19 protein-coding genes are annotated in these 18090 nt (G+C 58.4%); 16 read left to right on the top strand and 3 right to left on the bottom strand.

Features of this window, described 5'->3' with window-relative positions; translation table 11 throughout:
- Window positions 1–4: 4 nt before the first annotated feature.
- The gene (locus BN1012_RS07725) at window positions 5–499 is read right to left on the bottom strand and encodes a hypothetical protein (RefSeq protein ID WP_043949173.1); all 495 of its coding nucleotides are present in this window, start codon (window positions 497–499) and stop codon (window positions 5–7) included.
- A 382-nt stretch (window positions 500–881) separates the two neighbouring features.
- Between BN1012_RS07725 and BN1012_RS07720 the strand changes: the two genes are divergently transcribed.
- Window positions 882–1313: a globin family protein gene (locus BN1012_RS07720; protein WP_043949172.1), complete on the top strand. Its 432-nt coding sequence runs from the start codon at window positions 882–884 to the stop codon at window positions 1311–1313.
- A gap of 137 nt (window positions 1314–1450) precedes the next feature.
- Entirely contained in the window at window positions 1451–1963 is a 513-nt protein-coding gene (ldtR, locus tag BN1012_RS07715; protein ID WP_122381397.1) for a transcriptional regulator LdtR, read from the top strand.
- Between the two features lie 18 nt (window positions 1964–1981).
- On the opposite strand, the gene BN1012_RS07710 is transcribed toward ldtR, so the two are convergent.
- Window positions 1982–2761 carry a DUF1295 domain-containing protein gene (locus tag BN1012_RS07710; protein ID WP_043949171.1) on the bottom strand — a complete coding sequence of 260 codons (780 nt, stop codon included), beginning with the start codon at window positions 2759–2761 and terminating at the stop codon, window positions 1982–1984.
- Window positions 2762–3169: 408 nt separating this feature from the next.
- On the opposite strand from BN1012_RS07710, the gene BN1012_RS07705 reads away from it, so the two are divergent.
- From BN1012_RS07705 to BN1012_RS07690, 4 genes are all read left to right on the top strand, one after another.
- Complete coding sequence (locus BN1012_RS07705) at window positions 3170–4516, top strand: L,D-transpeptidase family protein (RefSeq protein ID WP_052534803.1); 1347 nt, start codon at window positions 3170–3172, stop codon at window positions 4514–4516.
- Between the two features lie 9 nt (window positions 4517–4525).
- On the top strand, window positions 4526–5293 hold the full coding sequence (locus tag BN1012_RS07700; protein ID WP_043949170.1) for a glycerophosphodiester phosphodiesterase family protein: 768 nt from the start codon (window positions 4526–4528) through the stop codon (window positions 5291–5293).
- Between the two features lie 306 nt (window positions 5294–5599).
- The gene (gene hemA / locus BN1012_RS07695) at window positions 5600–6829 is read left to right on the top strand and encodes a 5-aminolevulinate synthase (protein ID WP_122381355.1); all 1230 of its coding nucleotides are present in this window, start codon (window positions 5600–5602) and stop codon (window positions 6827–6829) included.
- 5 nt (window positions 6830–6834) lie between these two features.
- Window positions 6835–7056, top strand: a complete 222-nt coding sequence (locus BN1012_RS07690) for a DUF6898 family protein (protein ID WP_043949169.1) — start codon at window positions 6835–6837, stop codon at window positions 7054–7056.
- A gap of 44 nt (window positions 7057–7100) precedes the next feature.
- On the opposite strand, the gene BN1012_RS07685 is transcribed toward BN1012_RS07690, so the two are convergent.
- Window positions 7101–7544, bottom strand: coding sequence for a Ros/MucR family transcriptional regulator (locus tag BN1012_RS07685; RefSeq protein ID WP_043949168.1), 444 nt, complete (start codon window positions 7542–7544; stop codon window positions 7101–7103).
- A 412-nt stretch (window positions 7545–7956) separates the two neighbouring features.
- On the opposite strand from BN1012_RS07685, the gene glyA reads away from it, so the two are divergent.
- The 10 genes from glyA (at window position 7957) to BN1012_RS07635 (ending at window position 17870) form a co-directional block, all read left to right on the top strand.
- Entirely contained in the window at window positions 7957–9255 is a 1299-nt protein-coding gene (gene glyA / locus BN1012_RS07680) for a serine hydroxymethyltransferase (RefSeq protein WP_043949167.1), read from the top strand.
- Window positions 9256–9334: 79 nt separating this feature from the next.
- Complete coding sequence (gene nrdR / locus BN1012_RS07675; protein WP_043949166.1) at window positions 9335–9811, top strand: transcriptional regulator NrdR; 477 nt, start codon at window positions 9335–9337, stop codon at window positions 9809–9811.
- A 66-nt stretch (window positions 9812–9877) separates the two neighbouring features.
- On the top strand, window positions 9878–11038 hold the full coding sequence (gene ribD, locus BN1012_RS07670; RefSeq protein ID WP_244442960.1) for a bifunctional diaminohydroxyphosphoribosylaminopyrimidine deaminase/5-amino-6-(5-phosphoribosylamino)uracil reductase RibD: 1161 nt from the start codon (window positions 9878–9880) through the stop codon (window positions 11036–11038).
- A 19-nt stretch (window positions 11039–11057) separates the two neighbouring features.
- Window positions 11058–11666 (top strand): riboflavin synthase, encoded by a 609-nt coding sequence (locus BN1012_RS07665; RefSeq protein ID WP_043949165.1) that lies wholly within the window; start codon window positions 11058–11060, stop codon window positions 11664–11666.
- A 90-nt stretch (window positions 11667–11756) separates the two neighbouring features.
- Entirely contained in the window at window positions 11757–12875 is a 1119-nt protein-coding gene (gene ribB, locus BN1012_RS07660) for a 3,4-dihydroxy-2-butanone-4-phosphate synthase (RefSeq protein ID WP_043949164.1), read from the top strand.
- Window positions 12876–12894: 19 nt separating this feature from the next.
- Window positions 12895–13362: a 6,7-dimethyl-8-ribityllumazine synthase gene (ribH, locus tag BN1012_RS07655; RefSeq protein ID WP_043949163.1), complete on the top strand. Its 468-nt coding sequence runs from the start codon at window positions 12895–12897 to the stop codon at window positions 13360–13362.
- Window positions 13359–13847, top strand: coding sequence for a transcription antitermination factor NusB (nusB, locus tag BN1012_RS07650; RefSeq protein ID WP_043949162.1), 489 nt, complete (start codon window positions 13359–13361; stop codon window positions 13845–13847). Before ribH ends, nusB begins: the two co-directional genes overlap by 4 nt.
- Window positions 13847–14842, top strand: a complete 996-nt coding sequence (gene thiL / locus BN1012_RS07645; RefSeq protein ID WP_043949161.1) for a thiamine-phosphate kinase — start codon at window positions 13847–13849, stop codon at window positions 14840–14842. The genes nusB and thiL overlap by 1 nt, the downstream gene beginning before the upstream one ends.
- A 44-nt stretch (window positions 14843–14886) precedes the next feature.
- Window positions 14887–15522 carry a class I SAM-dependent methyltransferase gene (locus BN1012_RS07640; protein WP_052534801.1) on the top strand — a complete coding sequence of 212 codons (636 nt, stop codon included), beginning with the start codon at window positions 14887–14889 and terminating at the stop codon, window positions 15520–15522.
- 230 nt (window positions 15523–15752) lie between these two features.
- Window positions 15753–17870 carry a sodium-translocating pyrophosphatase gene (locus tag BN1012_RS07635; RefSeq protein ID WP_043949160.1) on the top strand — a complete coding sequence of 706 codons (2118 nt, stop codon included), beginning with the start codon at window positions 15753–15755 and terminating at the stop codon, window positions 17868–17870.
- The last annotated feature ends 220 nt before the right edge of the window (window positions 17871–18090 follow it).

Here is an 18090-nt window from a genome sequence, read left to right as displayed (position 1 = left end):
AGCTTCACCAATAGAACACTTTTTGGATCGCAAACGCCACAAATCCAATCAGACTCGCGAAGAATGTGAGCACAAGCGCCGTGAGGTAGTGTCCGCCCTGAACGTCAATAAAGATATTCCAAGCGAGCAGCAGCATCGCGATGGCTGCCAGGACATATCCTGTAATAATATGAACTGGTCCTAGTTCTTTGAATTCCGCCTTGGTGAGTTGGATGGTCAACGAACCAGCAATGAAGGCGAAGACCGTTCCCAAGGCGAACGCCGCAACACTGGACCACCACCACACTGTTTTACCCTCAAGCCCATAAGCAATGAGCAGCAAGGGTATGATCGATGCCAAAAGACAAATCAGGCTTCCTACCAGTACGGGAACTGCATGGAATGTGTTGACGCGGGAACGACCGCCTTCGGGCATCATGAAAACGAAAAGAGCGGTGACGAAGCCAGTCATGACAAGGCTGAGTTGTGCAAATCCAATCAGGAAATTCTCATGTTCCAAGCTCAATGCTCCTGCTCGAAGGCTCTTTAACTTCTAAAAACATAGAGATTTTTGCAGCGCTGTGGAAACAGACGTGTCGCAGCGGACGCCCGAGTAGATGCAAACCGCCGGTCCAGCGCGCCTGCGTGCAGGCTGCACCTTCAGAGTGGGGTGAGAGAAAGCGGATTTCGTCCGCGCACGGCCCATTCTTGAAAACATGGGTAAGAAAGTGTTTCATGCAGGGCGGGTGTCGGGAACAGCCAGGCGGCCACTATCTGCAACAACATGCTATTGGGTATCTTGATGTTCGGTACTGCCGCACTCTTCTTATGCGTGCGCCCTAATTTGTTATTCACGCTTTGCGAGTAGGGTTTTTCCCATCGATGTTTCGAGGGGAAAAATAATGACGCCATATCAAATCGAACTTGTGCAACGCAGCTTCGCCAAAGTTGTCCCTATTGCGGGAAAAGCCGCGGACATTTTTTACACCAGGCTGTTTGAGCTCGCGCCGGAAGTCCGGCCCATGTTCAAGGGCGATATGGACGACCAGGGCCGCATGCTGATGTCCATGCTGGCGTCGGTTGTCGCAGGTCTTAACGATCTGGCAACCATCCTGCCCACCGCAGAGTCTCTGGCAATCCGTCATCGTGATTATGGTGTTGTCCCGGAACAGTACGAAACCGTCGGCACGGCTTTGCTGTGGACCCTGGAGCAGGGGCTTGGTGAAGACTTTACGACCGATGTGCGGGACGCGTGGGTTGAAGCCTATGGCGCGCTCTCGGCTGCCATGATCAATGCGGCGGAGAACACGGTTCTGCCCGTTGCCGCTGAGTAAAATTGTTTAAACTTTGAAATACATTGCGCTGGCAGTTTCGCGTTCCATTAAGGCGGGTCGCGTAAAGTTGCTACCGAGTTCGAGATAAATCCCGTCAAGAAAGGCGGGTTGGTATCGAAGAAACCGGGAGTATGAACATGAATATGAGCGCCGCTGTGGCCGTGGATGAGACGCCGGAAACGGATGTTTCCGCTCTCAAGGCCCATTACCTTGAAACGCTGACATTTGTTGAGCGGCTCCACCGCTGCCTGCTTGATGTCATCAAGGACGAGCTGGACCGTATTGGCTGCGATGAAATCAACAGTGTGCAGGCCTTGCTGCTGTTCAACATTGGCGACGCCGAGTTGACCGCTGGTGAGCTGCGGACACGCGGCCATTACCTTGGGTCCAATGTTTCCTACAATCTGAAAAAGCTGGTGGATACGGGTTACATCCATCACAAACGGTCTGAAGCAGACCGCCGGTCCGTGCGTGTAAGCCTTACCGAGAAGGGTATGGAGATCAACGAACTGGTGGATGAGCTCTATGAGCGTCACCTGTTGTCTTTGCAGCCTGTTGGTGAAGTGGCAGAAGACGACCTGTCGATCATCAACACCACGCTGCGCCGTCTTGAGCGCTTCTGGACCGATCAGATCCGCTACCGCCTTTAGTGCCTTCTTCCCCTGTCGCTACTTCCGGGGCGGCAGGGGAATGAACGCACTGGTCCGGGCCACATAGGCGTCGTAGCCGGGCCGGGACTTGTGCAGTCCGCGCTCCAGTAGCGACACCCCGGAAATCTTCAAAATCAGCCACGTCATCAGGATGGGACCAACAACCGTCCACAGGTTTGCTGTGTCTGACGCCGCAATTAGGAAGAGGCCCCACCAGATCAGGGTATTGCCGAAATAGTTGGGATGTCGGGACCAGGCCCACAGGCCCTTGTCCATCACCACGCCCTCATTGTCCTTGTCGCGCTTGAATGCTGCGAGCTGACTGTCAGCCAGGGACTCACACATGAAGCCGGCAGTGAAGAAGAGAACGCCCATGGCATCGAGCCAGCCCAGCGGGGCCTGCGCATTGGCGATGCCGAAGATGACCGGAACACCGACCATGACGATCAACGCTCCCTGGAGGCCGAAGACGACATAGATGCTTTGCCATTTGAAATGAGGCCGGTTGCGGCGCATCGCCTGATACCGTTTGTCCTCGTGGGGCTCAGACAGCCAGCGGGACAACAGGTAGACGCCCAGACGCAGCGACCACAGGCTGGTGAAACCCAAAAGGAGTGTCGCCCGGCTGTGTTCGACGTCTACGGCCAGAAAAGTGGTCCAGGCAACGACACCAAAGCCCACGGGCCAGAAGGCATCCACGAAGCTCACATCCTTCAGACGAAGGCTGAGCAGCCACAGACCAAGTACGACAAGGCCGACAACAAGCAGATTGAGACCGATGAGACTTAAAGCCGTCAAAACTGATTTGCCTTTGGTCTGGCCGCATGGGCGGCAGGGACATCACGGTGATGGTTTGGCCGGTGCAGGAACGGTGCCTGTTTGTGGTCCCACAGGGCCGTCGCGCACCATGATCATGGTTAACAAACTATTACCTAGCGGGCTGGCGCAAAGGGCGCTAGATTTTTTCCCGTGGCTTTTAACGCTTGGGGGAGCGGTGACGCCACGTCGCTTGTCGCAAATGCGCGGATGGAGTGGCTTTTCTCGGTTGGACCTATGGCTAACATGGGCCTGCGGGAACCAGGGGATTTTCAGTGAGCAAACGCGCTGGTCCTGCCTGGGCCCTGCCGGTCTGAATGTTGCAAAGAGTGGGGTAATTCTAAGGGTTCCCCCCCTCATGCCACCTATTAGAATTGGGATCGTTCCGTTTTGGCACGCACACTGATCAAGACCGTCCTATTTGCTGCCACGGTTATGGCGCTCGGTGCATTGGCTGCTGTTGCGGCCAATGCCGAGCCTGCGCGGTCCTATGACATTTTTGGCGACAGCCCGGCTGCTGCGCCGGCAGCCCCGTCCCAGGATTATTCTGACCGCTCGTCGCCGAGCAGTTCCTTTGTGGATGACCCCTGGGCCGTTGACTGGATCGACCCGTGGGATGCACCACGGCGCATTGAAGATTTTGAAAACGCCAAAGCACCGATGTCGGATGCTCCCACGCTGGGTGACGCTGGCTACTGGCCGCTGCTGCGCGCTATCTCCATGTACAAGAACATCGTGGAGTGGGGCGGCTGGGAGCGTATTCCCAAGACCGGCGGCAAGCTGGAAGAAGGCATCGTGGATGAGCTGCGCGTGCCGCTGCTTCGCAAGCGCCTGATTGCAACGGGTGACCTTACCGGTGCCGGTGGCAACCCGACCGTGTTTGATGCTGATGTAACTCGGGCCGTGCAGCGCTTTCAGTCACGCAATGGCCTTTTACCGGATGGTGTTATCGGTCGCCGGACACTTGAAGCACTCAACATGTCCGCCAAAGCGCGTCTGGCGCTGCTTGAGCGCAATCTCAAGCGGATCAACAAACTCTCCACCACGCTGGGTGAGCGCTACATCTTTGTGAACATTGCCGGTCAGAAGCTGGAAGCCGTAGCGAATGGCCGTGTGGAACGTCGTCACCGTGTGGTGATCGGCAAGGTCGATCGTCAGACCCCGGAATATACGTCCAAGATCACGTTCCTTGCGTTCAATCCCTATTGGCACGTGCCGCAGTCAATTGCCCGCAAGGACATTCTACCCCAGGTCCGTCGCGACCCGAGCTACCTCAAGCGGCTCAATATGCGTGTCTATCGCGGCTATGGCGGACGTGAAGTTAATCCGTACAAGGTCAACTGGAACCAAGTGAACGAACGCACCTTCCTGTTCCGTCAGGACCCGGGTCCGCGCAACTCACTGGGCACCGTCAAGATTCACTTCCCTAATCCGCATGCGGTCTATCTGCATGATACACCGTCCAAGAGCCTGTTCGGGCGGAACGTCCGGGCGAACTCGTCTGGCTGTGTGCGTGTGGAGCATGTGCATGATCTCACCACGTGGATCCTCAAAGCGCAGGGCTGGGACCGCAAGCGGGTAGACGCGCTGGTGGCTAGCGGTGCGCGCAAGGATGTGCGTCTGAAAAAGACTGTGCCGGTTTACATGCTCTATCTCACAGCGTGGGTGGACGAGCATGGCGTTGTTAATTTCCGCGACGATATTTATGGCCGCGACGGGCGTCACGCTTCCCTCTAAACTCGGCCCATGAGTCGACCTGCAAAATTCGCTTATCTCGAGCATGACGGAATCCTGGCGTTTGCCCATCGTGGCGGCGCTGTGGATTTTCCGGAAAACACCATGGCGGCTTTTCAGGCTGCCGTGGACATGGGCTACCGGTACATAGAAACCGATGCCTATGCGACCCGTGACGGCGTGTTGCTGTCCTTTCATGATGACCGGCTGGACCGGGTAACCAATCAGCAAGGCGCGATCGAGGAACTCGATTATGCCGAGGTCAAAGCGGCGCTGATTGAAGGTCGTGAACCGATTCCCTTGATGGAAGATCTGCTGGGGTCATTTCCCGAGACCCGTTTCAACATCGACCCCAAACATGATGCCTGCGTGGCGCCGTTGATCGAGGCCATTCAGCGCACCAATGCAATTGAGCGTGTCTGCATCGGATCGTTCTCAGACCGACGGCTTCAGCAGATGCGGGACGCGCTGGGGCCAAAGCTGTGCACCAGCATGGGGCCATGGGCGACATCGTGGATGCGGTTTCGGGCCTGGGGCATACCCATCGGCAGTCACACGGCGTTTGGCTGTACGCAGATTCCCGTGGTCCAGTTCGGTGTGACCCTGGGAAACAAGTCCTTCATCGATACCTGTCATGCGAACGGTTTGCAGGTACATATCTGGACGATTGATGATCCCGACGAAATGAGACGGCTGCTGGATCTGGGCGTGGATGGCCTGATGACCGACAAGCCGGCGCTGCTCAAACAAGTACTTGAGGAGCGGGGACTTTGGGCCTGACACCGTCCGCATGGGGGTGACCGGCCCGCCAGACAAAATTTTCTGGCCTTTGGGCGCATTGGACCCCATTTTCGTGCGGCAATCCGCACTTTGCGGACTTTGGCTACGTGGCATAGATTGAACGTCACAGATTGATCACAAGTCGCGATCCTTAGACGTGGATCAAAGACACCGGCAAAATGTCCGGGTTAACAAAACGTCAACCATAATCCCGCGAGAGTTGTTGCGGGTGAAGCTTTGCAACCGCCCGTCCGGGATGGGCGGCTGGTGAAAAGGCTTCTGCGGGAAGACGGAGAGGGCCGGCAAATGAACCGGATTAATTATGACGATGCCTTGCAGGGTGCTTTGGACACGCTGCGTGCTGAGGGACGCTACCGGGTTTTTGCCGAACTCGAGCGGCAGCAGGGCGCGTATCCGACGGCCAAGCGCTACATAGATGGCGTTCTGGACGACACCATCACCGTGTGGTGCTCGAATGACTATCTGGGCATGGGGCAACACCCCAAGGTTCTGGAAGCCATGCATACGGCGCTGGAAGTGACCGGTGCTGGATCCGGCGGCACGCGGAACATCTCCGGCACGCACCACTACCACATCGAACTTGAGCGCGAACTTGCCGACCTTCACCAGAAGGAAGCAGCGCTGCTCTTTACGTCCGGCTACGTCGCCAACGAAGCGACGCTCTCAAGCCTTGCCCGCATTCTCAAGGGCTGTGTGATCTTCTCCGACGAGATGAACCACGCGTCGATGATTGAAGGCATTCGCCATGGCGGCGGTCCCAAGCGCATTTTCCGGCACAACGACCTTGAGCATCTCGAAGAGCTGCTCGCCGACTCGGATCCGTCGGTGCCAAAGGTGGTTGCCTTTGAAAGCGTCTATTCCATGGACGGCGACATTGCCGACATTGGTGCGATCTGTGATCTGGCCAAAAAGTACAATGCGCTCACCTATCTTGATGAAGTCCATGCGGTTGGCCTCTATGGCCAGCGCGGCGGCGGCATCGCGGACCGGGATGATGTTCTCGACAAGGTGGACATCATCGAAGGCACGCTCGCCAAGGGCTTTGGCGTGATGGGCGGCTACATTGCAGCATCCGCACGCATCGTTGATGTGGTGCGCTCCTATGCGCAGAGTTTCATCTTCACGACGTCGCTGTCACCCGTCTTGGCAGCTGGTGTGCTGGCCAGTGTGCGCCATCTCAAGGCCAGCCGTGCTGAACGTGACGCGCAGCAGATGCAGGCGGCAAAACTCAAGGCTGACCTGAAAGCGCGCGGGCTTCCCGTGCTGGATACGCCGAGCCACATCGTGCCTGTGATGGTGTGGGACCCGGTGGCCTGCAAAGCGATCTCGGATCGCCTTCTTGAAGCGCACAACATTTATGTGCAGCCGATCAACTATCCGACTGTTCCGCGCGGCACGGAGCGCCTGCGGTTCACGCCGGGGCCGTTCCATGACGATGGCAAGATTGCCGCTTTGGTGGATGCGCTGGATCAGGTGTTCAGCGAATTCAAGATTGATCGCAGTCGGGCGGCCTAGTCCCCATGGTGGGCTCACGCAAACCGTCCGGGAATGCGTCAACTGAGCGGGTCTATTTCGAATTCGTGCCGCGGGGCGCCTATGTGAAGGTCAGCGCCGTCCATGAAGGGACGGGGACGGAGGTCTCCATTGTGGGAGACGCCCGCGTTACCGAGGCTGATCTCAAACGCATCGCCTTGCGCAAACTCGAAAAAGCGCTTGCAGACCTGCCGAAAAAAAGGCGCTGACCCGAGGGGCAGCGCCTTTTGTTTGTTCGGACCATGAAGACCCGTTACCGACCGCCGCGGCCACCTCGGCCACCGGTGCCAAGGCCAATGTCCTTGGCAAACTGCGAGCGCTGCTTGGAGTAGTTGGGGGCAACCATCGGATAGTCGGCGGGCAGGTTCCACTTGGAGCGGTAGTCGTCCGGCGACATGCCGTAGTGGGACCGCAGGTAGCGCTTGAGCATTTTGAGGCGCTTGCCGTCTTCCAGGCAGACAATGTAATCCGGCGTGACGGACCGCTTGATGGGCACAGCCGGTTTCTGCTTTTCAGCCGGTGGCGTGGCGTCGGCGCCTGCAGCGCCGCCAAGAGCACCATGAACGGCCCGAATCAACTCTGGCAGTTCAGCTGGTGAAAGCTCGTTGTTGCTTACATAAGCTGCAATAACGTCTGCCGTCAGGCGCACGACTTCTTCGCGATCAATGGCGTCCAAGTCTTTATCAAAGTCACTCATTCCTAGCCTCCGGTTGGGCACTGTCATTTCAGCTATTCCCTGCATATAGATGGCTATCTGGGAGATGGCAATTCAACTATTGCAAATAAAAGTGGTGGAACATTGTATTGCTGAAATCAGCCCGCAGTAGTCGTGTCTGGTTGTGTTTAATTCAACTCATTACACTCATCCCGACTATTTTGACCTCAAATTTCTGACCTTTGACCTGAACTCTGCCCGGCACCAGGCTTCCCCTTTGTGGTAGGTAAACGGGATGAGGCGGGAGGTGCGCAAGGCTGGTTTTCGGGCCGCCGACTTGCTTGCTGGCAGCAACCGGATTACCTCCTGCTGCACAGGCTTTTAGCGAGTCTTTGATGGCCTGACGTACCGCTCAACAAAATGCCACTACAGCACCTGATATCGAGGATTGCCCATGTCACTTCAAGACGCTGATAACTCGGCAAATGATGGTTTCTTCAGCCGGTCTTTGGCCGAGACGGACCCGGATGTCTTTGCCTCCGTCGGTCGTGAGCTGGGCCGGCAGCAAACGCAGATTGAGCTGATTGCCTCAGAGAACATCGTCAGCCGCGCTGTCCTTGAAGCGCAGGGCTCGGTCCTCACCAATAAATACGCTGAGGGCTATCCCGGGCGCCGCTACTACGGTGGCTGTGAATTTGTCGACGAAGTTGAAGTGCTGGCGATTGAGCGCGCCAAGCGTCTGTTCAATTGTGAGTTCGCCAATGTGCAGCCCAACTCCGGCAGTCAGGCCAACCAGGGCGCCATGATGGCGATGATCAAGCCCGGCGATACCATTCTGGGCATGAGCCTTGATGCGGGCGGGCACCTGACCCACGGCGCAAAGCCGAACCAGTCGGGCAAGTGGTTCAACCCTGTGCAGTACGGGGTGCGCAAGCAGGACGGTCACATTGACTATGATGACGTGGCCACGCTCGCGCAGGAGCACAAACCCAAGCTGATTATTGCTGGTGGCTCTGCCTATTCACCGGTCATCGACTTCGCCAAATTCCGTGAAATCGCAGATAGTGTTGATGCCTTCTTGATGGTCGACATGGCGCACTTTGCAGGTCTGGTGGCCGGCGGGGTCTATCCCAGCCCGCTGCCCTATGCGGATGTCTGCACCACCACCACGCATAAGACGCTTCGTGGCCCCCGCGGCGGCATGATCCTCACCAATGACGAGAAGCTGGCGAAGAAGATCAATTCAGCCATTTTCCCCGGCATTCAGGGCGGTCCGCTGATGCATGTGATTGCCGGCAAGGCGGTTGCGTTCGGGGAAGCCCTCCAGCCCAGCTTCAAGATCTACGCACAAAATGTCGTCGAGAATGCACGCGCCCTGTCTTCGGCGCTGCAAAAGGGCGGCGTGGACATCGTGTCCGGCGGCACCGACAGCCATCTGATGCTGGTGGACCTGCGTCCCAAAAACCTCACCGGCAAGGCAGCCGAGCATTCCCTCGAAAACGCGCACATCACCTGCAACAAGAACGGTGTGCCGTTTGATCCAGCCCCTCCGGCCATTACGTCCGGGGTTCGTCTGGGAACGCCGGCCGGCACGACACGCGGCTTTGGCGTAGCTGAGTTCTCGCTCATTGGTGATCTCATCACCGAAGTTCTGGATGGCCTGGTGGCCAATCCTGAGGACAACGGGGCTGTTGAGGCCTCCGTCAAAGAGCGGGTCCTCGAATTGTGTGCACGTTTCCCGATTTACGGGTAAACAGAGACCCGGGCTTGATTCAGGCTTCTGCCTCGTTTGAGCCTATCGTTGAAGTCCGGTTTTCTGGGGATATTGGGATATGCGCTGCCCGTTTTGCGGCAATGAGGACACACAGGTTAAGGACTCACGGCCAACCGAAGACGCGGCCGCGATCCGTCGACGTCGGTTCTGTCCGGCCTGTGGTGCTCGCTTTACCACCTTTGAACGCGTCCAGCTTCGCGATCTGACGGTCGTCAAGCGCAACGGCAAGCGGGAACCGTTTGACCGGGACAAGCTGATGCGGTCACTGCAAATATCCTTGCGCAAACGTCCGGTTGAGCCAGAACGGGTGGAGCGTATGGTGTCCGGAATCGTGCGTGAGCTCGAGAGTACGGGCGAATCCGACATTCCGGCCTCGATGGTCGGTGAACTGATGATGGAGCGCCTGAAGCTGCTCGATGAAGTGGCCTATGTGCGGTTTGCATCGGTGTACCGGAATTTCCGGGAAGCCAAGGATTTTGAGAATTTCCTCGGTGGCCTGGGCGACTCTGAGGACGAAAACGGCGAAGAAGACTAACAGCGCATTCTCGATGCCGCATGGTGCGGCCCGGCAGTGCGCAAGAGCACAAGACCGGAGAAGAGGGTGGATCTTTCCCCCAAAGAACAGGTGGCCCCCAAGGAACGGATGGCCATAGACCTGCGCTTTATGCGCATGGCGCTGACGCTTGCGCGTCGCGGTCTGGGCCAGGTTGCTCCCAATCCATCTGTCGGCTGCGTGCTGGTTGATACATCCGGTGATGTTCCCCTGGTCGTAGGCCGGGGCTGGACGCAACCGGGCGGTCGTCCCCACGCAGAGACACAGGCCATTGGCCGGGCGGGTGCACGGGCGCGCGGCACAACTGCCTATGTCACCCTTGAACCCTGTGCCCACACCGGCAAGACCGGACCATGTGCACAGGCTCTGATTGATGCAGGCATTTCCCGCGCTGTTGTGGCGTGTACGGACGATGATCCACGGGTGAATGGTCAGGGCGTCGCCATGTTGAAGGACGGCGGTATCTCGGTGACGGAAGGCGTGCTTGAGGATGAAGCCAAGGACGCCAATTCCGGGTTCACATGCCGGGTGACCCGAAACCGTCCCGAGGTTCTTTTGAAAATTGCCTCAACGCTGGACGGCAAGATTGCCACCCATACCGGCAAGAGCCACTGGATCACGGGTGAAATGGCGCGCGAGCGGACCCACCTCATGCGCGCGCAGGCCGACGCCATCATGATCGGCAGCGCAACTGCCATTGTCGATGACCCGCAGCTGACCTGCAGATTGCCAGGGCTCTCCGGCCGGTCGCCCATTCGCGTGATTGCGGATGGACGTCTCAGACTTCCCCTTACGTCAAAGCTGGTTCGGACGGCGTCTGACACACCGGTCATTCTTCTGACGCGTGAAGATGCGGACAAGGATCGGGCGCAGGCGTTTGAGGAGCAGGGTGTTGACCTCATCACGGTTCCGCTTGGTCCGGACAACCAGATGAATATGGGCGCTGCCCTGACGCTCCTTGCTGAGCGCGGCATCACGCGGGTGATGGTGGAGGGCGGAGCGCGCCTGGCCGCCAGTCTGCTGCGCGACAATCTGATTGATCGCATCGAGTGGTTTCAGGCACCGAAGATTATTGGCGACGACGGCTATTCTGCTGTCGCCGGACTGGGGCTTGATGACATTGATCTTGATGCTGGTTTTGAGCGTCAGGCGGTCATCGCCCTTGGCGAGGACGTGCTGACTAGCCTGCGCGTCCGTCACGACATTTAGCGAAATACGAGAGACACATATGTTTACCGGCATCATTACTGACATCGGCAAGGTTACCCAGATCGAGGAACGCGGCGATACCCGTTTTCGGATCGCCACCATCTATGAGGCGGATGGCATTGACCTAGGCGCATCCATTGCCTGCTCCGGTGCCTGCCTGACGGTGATCGACAAAGGCCGGGTGGATGACAAGACCTTCTGGTTTGATGTGGAAGCCTCCGGCGAAACCCTCAACCTGACCAAGCTGGGGTCCTGGAAGGAAGGGACGCGGATCAATCTTGAACGCGCCCTTAAGGCGGGCGATGAGCTGGGCGGCCACATTGTGAGTGGTCATGTTGATGGGGTTGGCAGTCTGGTGAGCCAGAAGCCCGAAGGCGACAGCTGGCGGCTGACCTTCAAGGCGCCTGCGGACCTGACGCCTTACATCGCTTCAAAAGGCTCCATCTCCATAGATGGCATCTCCCTGACGGTGAATGAAGTGGGGCAGGACACCTTCGGGGTGAACATCATTCCCCACACTCAGACACAGACGACGCTGGGCGATCTTAAGGATGGTGACCCGGTAAATCTGGAAATTGACATGCTGGCGCGCTATGTCGCTCGCCAGATAGAGTTTGCAGCCAAATAAGATACAGACGGACATCTGGGCAAAAGACCGCCTGACCCCAATAGAAACACAAGAAATCCAAGCGGCCGAGCGGCCTGGCAAGGAGCATGTATGAGCGAGTTTTCCGAATTCCTGTCCCCGATCGAGGATGTCATCGAAGACGCCCGCAACGGCAAGATGTTCATTCTGGTGGATGCGGAGGATCGCGAGAACGAAGGCGATCTGGTGATCCCAGCGCAGATGGCGACCCCGGATGCGATCAACTTCATGGCGAAATATGGTCGCGGCCTGATCTGCCTGTCGATGACGGAGGAGCGGTCCGAGCAGCTCAACCTGCATTTGATGTCGTCGCACAACCAGTCGCGGCACCAGACGGCTTTCACCATTTCGATTGAAGCCCGCGAAGGTGTCACCACTGGTATTTCCGCCCATGATAGGGCGCACACGATTGCGGTCGCCGTGGACCCCACAAAGAACTACGCAGACATCGCGACGCCGGGCCATGTGTTCCCGCTGGTTGCCAAGAAGGGTGGCGTGCTTGTGCGAGCCGGCCACACGGAAGCCGCCGTTGACGTCTCACGCCTTGCGGGTCTGAACCCGGCTGGTGTGATCTGCGAGATCATGAATGATGACGGAACCATGGCGCGCCTGCCGGACCTCATTCAGTTTTCACAGCTGCACAATCTCAAAGTCGCGACCATCGCGGACCTGATCGCCTATCGCCGCAAGCATGACAATTTCATGCAGCGGGCCATCGACCGGACGTTTGAGACGGAAAACGCCGGCGAATTCCAGATGATCGTCTACCGGAACAATGTTCAGTACTCTGAGCATATTGCGCTTGTGAAGGGTGACATTACCACGCCCGACCCCGTGCTTGTGCGCATGCATGCCATCAACGTGTTTGATGACATTCTGGGTGCCAAGGGCGGGCGCTCGCATCTCATCGAAGAATCCATGAAGGCCATCGACAAGGAAGGCCGCGGCGTCATCGTCATCATCCGTGATACGGACGCGACCATCGTGTCAGACATGCTGCTGACCGATGACGAGACCCGCCTGCAGCAGGGGCCGCGTCGCCTGCGCGAATATGGGGTTGGCGCGCAGATCCTGCTCGATCTGGGCATCCGCAAGATGGAACTTCTTTCAAATTCACCAAACCCCACCATTGTCGGTATCGACGGGTACGGCCTTGAGGTTGTCGGCATGCGTCCGATCACCAAGAGCTGATCCAGGCAGAAGAAAAACCATGAATAACAAAAAACCACATATTCTGATTATCGAAGCACGCTTTTATCCCGAACTCACGGATGAAATGGCGCGTGGTGCCATTGCAGAAATTGAAGCTGCCGGCGGTACCTATGAGCGCATGGAAGTTCCCGGCGTTCTGGAGATCCCGGCGGCTGTGGTGTACGCCCTTCGCGCCATGAAGGTGACCGGTGGCCAGACGTCCTATGATGGCTTTGTGACCCTTGGCTGTGTCATACGTGGCGAAACAGCGCATTTCGATATTGTTGCATTTGAAAGCGCGCGGGCGCTTATGGACCTGAGCGTCGAGCACGCACTGGCCCTGGGCAATGGCATTCAGACGGTTGAGAACGAAGACCAGGCCTGGGCGCGGGCCAAGGTAGACGACAAGAACAAGGGTGGCGGTGCTGCTGCTGCCACATTGGCGATGATCGCCCACAAACGCGCCATGAAGGTGGATGGACTTTGAGCAAGAAGCCCGCACAACAACAGCCCCACGAAGCCCGCAGCAATTCGCGGTTGGCGGCTGTGCAGGCGCTCTATCAGATGGATATCGGCAGTGCTGACATCGGCGATGTTATTGCTGAGTTTCGCGCCGCCCGTCTGGGCCGCACCTATGATGGTGAAACGGCAGAAGAACTGAACGACGACAATCCGGCTGACGCGGACTTTTTTGAGTCCATCGTGCGCGGCGTCGTGGAGAAGCAGGCGGAACTTGACCCGGCCATCGACAAAGCCCTGGCGTCAGGCTGGCGGCTGCCCCGGCTGGATGCCACGTTGCGCGCCACTTTGCGTGCGGGCACGTTTGAAATCTACGGGCGCTCCGACGTACCGCCCAAGGCAGTCATCAACGAATATGTGGGCGTGGCCCGAGCCTTCTTTGATGGGGACGAGCCAAAGGTCGTCAACGCGGTGCTGGACCGTCTGGCCCGTGAGCATCTGGGTGATGTCTAGTGGCACAGCAGGATGGCAACTCTGAAACCGAGTTCGACCTGATTGCCCGCCTGTTTGCCCCTTTGTCTGACAGTCCCCACGGCCTGAACCTGACTGACGACGTCGGGCTTGTTCCTGATACGGACGGTCGCAGCTGCATCACCAGCGACATGATTGTCGCCGGTGTGCATTTTCTTGCTGATGACCCGGCAGACCAAATTGCCCAAAAGCTTGTGCGGGTGAATATCTCCGACCTTGCCGCCAAGGGCGCGCAGCCGGTTGGCTGTCTTCTGTCAGCGGCGTTCAACCAGCAGCGGGATATTTCCTGGCTGGAGGCCTTTGCAAACGGGCTTGCCGAAGACATGTCAGCCTTTGGTCTTGTTCTCATCGGCGGGGACACTGTTCGGACACCTGGCCCCGACACTTTTTCTTTGACTGCCATCGGCAGGCTGGGCGAGGGGGGCATGGTCACACGCGCGGGCGCCATGGCTGGCGACGGTCTTTATGTCACCGGCACCATCGGAGACGCCGGGCTTGGTCTCAGGATCTTGCGGGGTGAGCTGGGGGCGGTCGCCCTTGGGACCCGCACGCGCCTGGAGGGGCGCTATCGTCTGCCGCAGCCAAGGGCGGATTTTGGCCGCAAGCTTTCGGGTTTTGCCTCCGCCTCTTTGGACGTATCCGATGGTCTGATTGCCGATGCCGGCCATCTGGCTGACGCCTCGGGTCTGGCGGCGCGGATCGACTTTGATCGCGTACCGCTGTCATCCTCGGCAACCCGGGTCGTGAAAAAAGACCGGTCGCTGCATCTGTCCCTTCTGGGTGCGGGCGATGATTATGAAATCCTGTTTGCGGCCCCCGCTGATGCCGCAGAGGCGATTGCCGAAGCCTCCGGGGACACCGAAACGCCGGTGACCCGGATTGGGGACCTGGCACCGGGCAAGGCGGGCGAGGTCAGCGTTGTCGACGGGCAGGGTATGGCTCTCGATGTCCCTAAGATGGGCTATCGACACTTCTGAGTGCCGCTGAGGTTTTTATTCCTCGGCGAATCGCCCACGCTTTGATGTCCACCCACATCGAGGAAGCGGTGATGTCGATCGAGGTGATTGAGGGATATGAAGCGGCGGCTGCCGAACTCATCACCCGGTTCAAGTCTATTCCAACCGACAGTGTGCTTGGCCCCATCCTTGATGTGCTGCCGACATCCCCGTGCCGTGTTCTGGATGTGGGCGCGGGGGCTGGTCGCAACCCGGCCTGGTTTGCAGCGCAGGGACATGCGGTCACGGCCTGTGAGCCGGTGGAAGCCTTCCGGCAGGCTGCTGCTCAAACATATGCGGATGCCGGGATCAGATGGCTGGATGCCGCGCTGCCCGGTCTTGATGCTGCGGTGTCCCTAGGGGAACCCTATGATTTTGTGCTTCTGAGTGCCGTCTGGCAGCACATAGAGACAGCCACGCGCGCCGCTGCGATGGCCACATTGCGCTCCTTGATGGCGCCGCAGGCGGCAATGGCAATGTCCGTGCGGCATGGTCCGGGCGCTGCCAGCCGCGCGGTCTTCGGCGGTACCGACGCTGAGACGCAGGCCCTGGCACATGACTGCGGGCTCACCCTGCGCTTTACCCGGTACACGGAGTCCGTTCAGGCCGGCAACAAGGCTGCTGGCGTGACCTGGTCGTGGATGGTGATTGACGCTCCCTGACAGCCCTGTAAGTGCCTCAATCCCGCGGTTTCCGCGCATGGTTTCAAACTGTTAACGCCGGTTGCCTTGGCCGGGGACCTTTGGCATTGTGGCGCCATCAAACGCGGGGGAGGGGTTGGTTGCACCGGATGCGGTCCGGCGCTGCCTTACAGGGCTTCACCCGTCGAAATACAAACCAATAGATTGGCTGTCGGCTCTCCGGCAGACCTAGTCAGGGGAACATTCCGAAAATGAGTACAACCATGATGGCCATTCTGGCCGCGGGCGCTCTTTCGCTCGTCTATGGCGCGTGGGCAATTCGCTCCGTGCTGGCGGCGAGCCCGGGTAATGCGCGCATGCAGGAAATTGCAGGCGCCATTCAGGAAGGTGCAGCTGCATATCTTAACCGCCAATACTCAACCGTTGCCGTCGTAGGCGTGGTGATCTTTGGCATCGTCTGGGCGCTGCTTGGCATGCTGACAGCAGTCGGTTTTGCTGCCGGTGCCATTCTGTCCGGCGTTGCCGGCTATATCGGCATGGTCGTGTCCGTGCGTGCCAACGTCCGGACAACACAGGCATCATCTGAAAGCCTCGCAGCCGGCCTGAACATCGCGTTCAAGTCCGGTGCTGTTACAGGCATGCTGGTGGCCGGTCTCGCCCTTCTGGGTGTGGCTGTCTATTACACGGTGCTGACAGACACGCTGGGTCACGCGGCCAATTCACGTCAGGTGATTGATGCGCTGGTGGCGCTTGGCTTTGGTGCGTCACTCATTTCCATCTTTGCCCGTCTTGGCGGCGGCATCTTCACCAAGGGTGCGGATGTTGGCGGTGACCTCGTCGGCAAGATCGAAGCCGGCATTCCCGAAGATGATCCCCGCAACCCTGCGACCATCGCCGACAACGTGGGCGACAACGTGGGCGACTGCGCGGGCATGGCGGCTGACCTGTTTGAAACCTATGCGGTGACGATTGTTGCCACCATGGTTCTGGCCTCGATCTTCTTCATCGGCGGTGCTGGCGAAACAATGATGATCTATCCGCTCGTCATCGGTGCGACCTGTATCGTGACGTCGATCATCGGCACGTTCTTCGTGCGGCTGGGGTCCAACGGCAGCATCATGGGTGCGCTCTACAAAGGCTTCATCGCCTCTGCAGTGCTTTCGCTGATCGCTCTCTACTTCGTCACTGACGAAGTGGTTGGTCTGGATACGTCCTACACGCTGACCAATGGTCTGACCTTCGATGGCATGGCGCTTTACCTTTGCGGTATTGCCGGTCTGGTCATCACCGGTCTCATCATCTGGATCACCGAGTACTACACGGGCACCAACTACCGCCCTGTGCAGTCCGTTGCTCAGGCTTCCGTCTCCGGTCACGGCACAAACGTGATCCAGGGTCTGGCCGTCTCGCTTGAAGCCACAGCGCTTCCCGCCATCGTTATCGTTGCGGGCATCATTGTGACCTTCAATCTGGCAGGTCTTTTCGGCATCGCCATTGCGGTTTCCACGATGCTGGCTCTTGCCGGCATGGTTGTGGCGCTCGACGCGTTTGGTCCTGTGACCGACAACGCCGGCGGTATTGCTGAAATGGCCGAGCTGGACGAAAGCGTCCGCAAGACCACTGACGCGCTTGATGCGGTTGGCAACACCACAAAAGCTGTGACCAAGGGCTATGCCATTGGGTCAGCTGGTCTTGGCGCTCTGGTGCTGTTTGCGGCTTACACCGAGGACATCAAATTCTTCGCAGCAAACCCGGAACTGTATCCATACTTCGCTGGCATCAGCGTCGACTTCTCGCTGTCCAACCCCTACGTCGTGGTTGGCCTGCTGATGGGCGGCATGTTGCCATTCCTCTTCGGTGCCATGGGCATGATGGCCGTTGGCCGTGCTGCTGCAGCCATCGTTGAAGAAGTGCGCCGTCAGTTCAAAGAAAAGCCAGGCATCATGCAGGGTACGGAAAAGCCAGACTACAAGCAGGCGGTTGATCTGCTGACCAAGGCTGCCATCCGCGAAATGATCATTCCGTCAATGCTGCCGGTTCTGTCACCGGTCGTATTGTTCTTTGTGATCTCTGCGGTTGCCGACAAGTCAGCTGCGTTCTCTGCTCTGGGCGCGATGCTCCTGGGCGTGATCGTGACAGGCCTCTTCGTGGCCATTTCCATGACTGCCGGTGGCGGTGCGTGGGATAACGCCAAGAAGGTGATTGAAGACGGTGCCCATGGCGGCAAGGGCTCTGATGCCCATAAGGCTGCCATCACAGGCGATACCGTTGGTGATCCCTACAAGGACACTGCCGGTCCGGCTGTGAACCCGATGATCAAGATCACGAACATCGTGGCTCTGCTGCTGCTGGCCGTTCTGGCTCACTAAGCGTCAGACCATCCAAGACAAAGAAGGCGGCGTCCCGGTTGGGGCGCCGCCTTTTTCTTTGAGGAGGGCGGACTATCTGGACAGCCGGCCCTGAAGCTGGATCCCCCGGTCAAGCCGTGGGATGGCGTTGTGTGGTGTTTCGCCACCGATCCTTTCTTAGCGACTGCTTTCTCTGCCTCGCCATTGTCCGGTTTAACCGGACAATCCAAGCAGTGCATGA

The sequence above is a fragment of the Candidatus Phaeomarinobacter ectocarpi genome, from assembly GCF_000689395.1.
Taxonomy (GTDB): Bacteria; Pseudomonadota; Alphaproteobacteria; order CGMCC-115125; family CGMCC-115125; genus Pyruvatibacter; species Pyruvatibacter ectocarpi.
The sequence above is the reverse complement of the archived record's forward strand: the minus strand, read 5'-3'. Positions and strand labels throughout refer to the sequence as shown.